The 5,868-nt window shown below is 36.5% G+C and carries 3 protein-coding genes and 2 pseudogenes; all 5 read left to right on the top strand.

Features of this window, described 5'->3' with window-relative positions:
- Nucleotides 1-409 precede the first annotated feature (409 nt).
- The 5 genes and pseudogenes from AFK68_RS14150 to AFK68_RS41705 all read left to right on the top strand — a co-directional run bounded on the left by AFK68_RS14150 (nucleotide 410) and on the right by AFK68_RS41705 (nucleotide 5,612).
- Nucleotides 410-2,356, top strand: coding sequence for an SBBP repeat-containing protein (locus AFK68_RS14150; protein ID WP_094673359.1), 1,947 nt, complete (start codon nucleotides 410-412; stop codon nucleotides 2,354-2,356).
- A gap of 804 nt (nucleotides 2,357-3,160) precedes the next feature.
- The gene (gene rnc, locus AFK68_RS14145; protein ID WP_094673358.1) at nucleotides 3,161-3,913 is read left to right on the top strand and encodes a ribonuclease III; all 753 of its coding nucleotides are present in this window, start codon (nucleotides 3,161-3,163) and stop codon (nucleotides 3,911-3,913) included.
- 329 nt (nucleotides 3,914-4,242) lie between these two features.
- Nucleotides 4,243-4,639, top strand: a pseudogene (locus tag AFK68_RS14140) (Gfo/Idh/MocA family protein); the annotation flags it as partial.
- Between the two features lie 15 nt (nucleotides 4,640-4,654).
- A pseudogene (locus AFK68_RS14135) lies at nucleotides 4,655-5,058 on the top strand (Gfo/Idh/MocA family protein); the annotation flags it as partial.
- Between the two features lie 17 nt (nucleotides 5,059-5,075).
- Nucleotides 5,076-5,612: a Gfo/Idh/MocA family oxidoreductase gene (locus tag AFK68_RS41705; protein WP_256386556.1), complete on the top strand. Its 537-nt coding sequence runs from the start codon at nucleotides 5,076-5,078 to the stop codon at nucleotides 5,610-5,612.
- Nucleotides 5,613-5,868: the final 256 nt, after the last annotated feature.

Here is a 5,868-nt window from a genome sequence, read left to right as displayed (position 1 = left end):
ATTAGTCAGTTAATGTTCATTATTCTTCTGTGTACGGACGCCCTTATGCAACGTCCCTTCCCCCCACCTCCCACAGTCCCGTACGGACGCCCTTATGCAACGTCCCTCCTCCACCTAATCAAATATAGCAAGGTTTTTGAGAAATGGTATTATACTTCTGCCTGGAAACAACAACCGCTTTTTCTCTATAAGTTGAGAGGTTTTATACCTTGATTTTTCAATAATATCACTAAAGAAAAACTGCTACAACTTATAGACATAGCCAACCCAAAAAAATTTAGAGAGATTCTATCTAAGGTTGATAAAAGAGTCTCAAGCAAATTTATTGAATCGTTGAAAAAATCTAATTTTTATTGTAGAATAACTAACGCAATTTGCAAGCAAAACTAAAACTTAATTTGTACAAATTATGTCTGAAGAATCATTATTTGTAAATTCAGAGTCAACATTAATACCTGATTTTTTACAGGTACCAGGTGAAATTCCTCTAGAAATAATTAGTGTGGTGGAAAATTTACCTGAAATTTCTGAGAATATAACAGAGACCAATAATCCTAACAATGATAATGATGAAATTTTAATTAATGCTCATCGTTTTATTCAAGCTTCCCAACTTCCCACAACAAACGACCCAAGTCTAGAATTTTCTGACTTAATAGGAGGTAGTAACTTAGAAGAAGGAACAGGAATAACTATTGATAATCAAGGCAATACTTATATAACTGGCAGTACCAACTCTATAGACTTTCCCATTACTCCAAATGCTGTACAAAATAGCTTTGGTGGAGGTGATGAATTTGGAAATGGTGATGCTTTTGTTGCTAAATATTCCCCTGATGGAACTCTAATTTATGCCACATATATAGGTGGAAGTGGTGGAGATTTTGGTACAGATATTGCTGTAGATATAACTGGAGATATTTACGTCACAGGTAATACTAATTCTATTGACTTTCCGACAGTAAATGCTTGGCAAAATACCTACGGAGGAGGTGAATTTTCTGGTGATGCTTTTGTTGTTAAACTATCTAATGACGGGAGTAATATCCTTTATTCTACTTATTTAGGTGGGCAGGATAACGATTTTAGCAGTGCTATTTCTGTAGATAATAATGGCAATGCTTATATAACAGGAGATACTGGTGCTGTACTCCGTTTTCCAATTCAACCTATTCCTGGAATTGGTAATTTTCCGACTACTGAAAATGCTCTACAAAATACTCTAATTAGCGAATTTAACCGAGATGCTTTTGTCAGTAAAATATCTACCAATGGAAATCAGTTAATTTACTCAACTTTATTGGGTGGAAATGACACAGAAATAAGTCAGGATATTACTGTTGATAATAATGGTAATGCTTATATTACTGGTGAAACTCGTTCCTTTGATTTCCCAACTATAAATGCAGTACAAAATATTATAGGGGGAGACGCAGATATTTTTATTACTCAACTTAATAGTGATGGTAGTGATCTAATTTTTTCCACTTACTATGGCGGCGTGGATGGAGATATTGGTAATGGTATTGCTATAGATGATTTTGGTAATATTTATGTAGCAGGAAATTCCGGTAGTCAAATTATTGGTGGTGATACAGTAGTACCTCCAGTAGGTCAGTTTCCCACTGTTAATGCTTTGCAAAATACTTTTGGTGGAGGAGAAAGTGATGGAATATTGATTAAAATTAATAGCGATCGCTTCGTTGAATATGCTACTTACTTAGGTACAGCAGACTTCGAGTCTATTGAGAGTATAGATATTGATGCTGGAGGAAATAGTCATATTATCAGCAACAATGATTTTGCCAATACTGTTGTCAGTAAAATATCTAACGATGGTCAAGTTATAGAATATTCTATTCCCTTCCGAATAAATGACAATCTTGGTCTGTTTGGTAATGATATTGCAGTAGATGAAATTGGTAATGCTTATTTTGTAGGTTTTACTATCCCGACTTTTCCTCTAGAACCTTTTCTGGAAGTTAGTCAAGTTGGTAATGTAGATATAATAGATGACGCTTTTGTTGCTAAACTCGCTGCCAATAATTCTTCTCCAGGTATTCCGAGCTTTGTTCCTCCTCCCAATATTCCTGAGAGTTTCAACGAAAATTTCTATTTAATAGAAAATCCTGGTGTAGCGAATGCTTTGGCAAACGGTTTATTTATTAGTGGGTTTGAGCATTGGTTAGAGTTTGGTTTTTCGGAAGGGCGATCGCCTCAATTTGCTTTTGAGGAAGAATTTTATTTAGCTAATAACCCTGTCGTAGCGCAGGCAGTGGTAAATGGGATTTTTGTCAATGGGTTAGAACATTACGTTAGGTTTGGTCAAGCAGAAGGTCGTTTAGCTATTGGTTAATTTTAACTGGGTAGGGTTGAAAATTTTGATGATTGACTCTACCTAATCTTTTTAAAGATACCTCAAATAGTTAAGGTGTTAACCCATAATGTGTCAAGTATAATAANTCAATTTGCTTTTGAGGAAGAATTTTATTTAGCTAATAACCCTGTCGTAGCGCAGGCAGTGGTAAATGGGATTTTTGTCAATGGGTTAGAACATTACGTTAGGTTTGGTCAAGCAGAAGGTCGTTTAGCTATTGGTTAATTTTAACTGGGTAGGGTTGAAAATTTTGATGATTGACTCTACCTAATCTTTTTAAAGATACCTCAAATTAGTTAAGGTGTTAACCCATAATGTGTCAAGTATAATAATATATAAATTATCAAAATAATTGGGTCGCGCAACCCCGCCTTAAAAGGCGAAATGTTTTTAGAGGGTTGCTCAAAATCCCCCTTCTGACTTCTGACTTCTGACTTCGTTAAATCAGGAACCCCAGAAATTAGCGTTAATCGAGAGAATAATTCTCCTGCCTGAAAGGTTACTGCGACTGAAGGCCGAGGTGTTTTTCCTCATCCATTATCAATTAATAAAAGGTTTCCCAACTACTGATTTTTTTGGCATTGGTGAAATAAGGTATGAAATTCTTATGGTCTTAATATTAGTAGTAAGGAAAAAAGCTGGTTTAACTCCTGACTCCTGACTCCTGACTCCTAAAAATCATACAATCATTCAGCAACGCCCTGATTTTTTTTAGATGACTCAAATCTCATATCCTCCCGTAGCTAAAGCTGACGGATCTCCCAACTACCGATTTTGTTTTAGATGACTCAAATATATCATCCACGCCAAAAGCAACTTAAATCTTTAGTCGAAAAATTATCTATCCCTCAACATAGTGCAATTAAATGGAATTTGCTAGACTTGGCTTTAACCCACTCTACAGTTTCATCAACACATAACTATGAAAAGTTAGAGTTTGTAGGAGATGCAGTAGTGCGACTGGTCGCTGCCGAGTTACTGTTGGAAAATTATCCTCATTGTCCTGTAGGAGAATTTGCTGCCATTCGTTCCATTTTAGTTAGCGATCGCTCTCTAGCACAAATCGCCAATAAATATGGATGGGGTCGCTATTTACTGGTATCCAAAAGTGCAGCAGGAGATAAAGCTGGAGAAGAGTCTCGACTAGCAGACTCTTTTGAAGCTGTTTTAGCTGCTCTCTATTTAAGCACCCATAACTTAGAATTAATCCGCCCTTGGCTAGATTATCACTTTGAAAAGTTAATTGCAGAAATTCGCAGCGATCCTGCCCGCCAAAACTATAAAGCTGCTCTCCAAGAATGGACTCAAGGTCATTACAAAACACTACCAAATTATCAAGTTCAGGAAGCAAATAAGATTCATGGCGATCGTGGACGTTTCTTGGCAGAAGTTTGGTTTAAAGATAAGAAACTTGGTGTAGGTAAGGGACCATCAATTAAAGCTGCAGAGCAAGCCGCAGCCAAGTCTGCTTTAGATTTCTTGCAGCAGTCGGGAATAGAAAATATAAAACAGGAAAAGAAGACGAAAAAAGATTAAATTTTAACTTTTATCAGAAGTCTTTGACAGAAATTGACAAATCAAAATTTTAACAGTTAGATGAAAAACTCTATAGCAATCAAGAAGACCGTTGTGAGAATTGAGGTGTTCCTCAAAAGGATACAATATAGCAGTTATCTTATAAATTAAGATACATTTTTTTCTTCTTCTCTGTTCCCTGTTCCCCGTTCCCTTTTCCCTTTAACTCTCCAATATCTCACAACTTAAATCATATTGCTATAGTATTCGACATACTAATCTGAATATGATAGGGTTAAAACACCAGTCAATGCAAATTCAAATCAGCTCAATTTTTTATATTTAAACTTATGGAAATAGGAATAGTTATATTTGGTGCAGGTCGTTGGGGAGTTCACTTAGTTCGGAACTTCCTTAATCATTCTCAATCTCGGGTTATTGCTCTAGTAGATCCTAACCCAAAACAATTACAAGCAATTCAAGAGCGGTTGCAATTAGATAAAGATATCATTTTAATAGAGAGTTGGAAAGAAGCATTAGAACTACCAGGAATTACAGCAGTAGCGATCGCCACTCCAGCTTCTACCCACTACGAGATTATTAGTGCTGCTCTAAAAAAAGGTTATCACGTTTTTTCGGAAAAACCTTTAACCCTTGAATATTCAGAGTCAGTTGCACTATGTAAATTAGCCGAACAACAACAACGTCAACTTTTTATAGATCACACTTACTTATTTAATTCCGTTGNTAGAACTACCAGGAATTACAGCAGTAGCGATCGCCACTCCAGCTTCTACCCACTACGAGATTATTAGTGCTGCTCTAAAAAAAGGTTATCACGTTTTTTCGGAAAAACCTTTAACCCTTGAATATTCAGAGTCAGTTGCACTATGTAAATTAGCCGAACAACAACAACGTCAACTTTTTATAGATCACACTTACTTATTTAATTCCGTTGTACAAGCAGGGAAAACTATAGTTACAGAAGGTAGGTTAGGAGACTTACGTTATGGCTATGCTACACGGACTCATATTGAACCAGTGCGCCCAGATGTTGATGCACTTTGGGATTTAGCAATTCACGATATTTGTATTTTGAATGCTTGGTTACAGGAAACACCTGTGGAAGTACAAGCAAACGGTACAGTCTGGCTCCCCCAACAACCNGACTCATATTGAACCAGTGCGCCCAGATGTTGATGCACTTTGGGATTTAGCAATTCACGATATTTGTATTTTGAATGCTTGGTTACAGGAAACACCTGTGGAAGTACAAGCAAACGGTACAGTCTGGCTCCCCCAACAACCGCCACAGTCAGATTTAGTTATGGCTAAACTGACTTATCCTAGTGGTTTTCAAGCTTTTTTACATCTGTGTTGGCTCAACCCAGATAAACAACGTCGTTTAGGAGTAGTCGGTAGTCAAGGAACATTAATTTTTGATGAAATGTCAGCCGAGCAACCTTTAGTTATTCAGCATGGTCATTTAGAATATCTGGACAGTCGTTGGAAAGCAGTAGATGTCAGTCGGGAAGTTTTAGCAGTTGAAAAAGCTGAACCTTTAGCTCAAGTGTGCAATGAATTTTTAAATTGTGTTAGTCAGAATACTACTTCAAAAATTTCTTCTGGTTGGGTAGGTGCTGATTTAGTAGGAATACTCTGTGCTTTAAATGATTCTCTTCAGCAAGGAGGAAAAACAATCAGATGTGAGCAATCTTAAAATATTAATGGTGGTCTTCGAGTAATGGTATAGGAAGTGTGGGGGGTGTGGGGAGTGTGGGAAAAAAATGTATATTCTCACCAAAAAATTTAGGTAGTTACCGAATAATTAATAATTAATAGTTAATAGTTAATAATTATTAATTAGGAGTTGATATTCAATTAATTATACCATTTCTCAAAAACCTTGCTATATTTGATTAGCTGGAGGAGGGACGTTGCATAAGGGCGTCCGTACACAGAAGAATAATGAACAT

The organism is Hydrocoleum sp. CS-953 (assembly GCF_002260545.1).
In the GTDB taxonomy this organism is placed as follows: Bacteria; Cyanobacteriota; Cyanobacteriia; order Cyanobacteriales; family Microcoleaceae; genus Trichodesmium.
The sequence above is the reverse complement of the archived record's forward strand: the minus strand, read 5'-3'. Positions and strand labels throughout refer to the sequence as shown.

Bases quoted from the DNA above. Each gene is read 5' to 3' on its own strand.
- AFK68_RS14150 (WP_094673359.1), top strand. From the start codon at position 410: ATGTCTGAAGAATCATTATTTGTAAATTCAGAGTCAACATTAATACCT.
- rnc (WP_094673358.1), top strand. From the start codon at position 3,161: ATGACTCAAATATATCATCCACGCCAAAAGCAACTTAAATCTTTAGTC.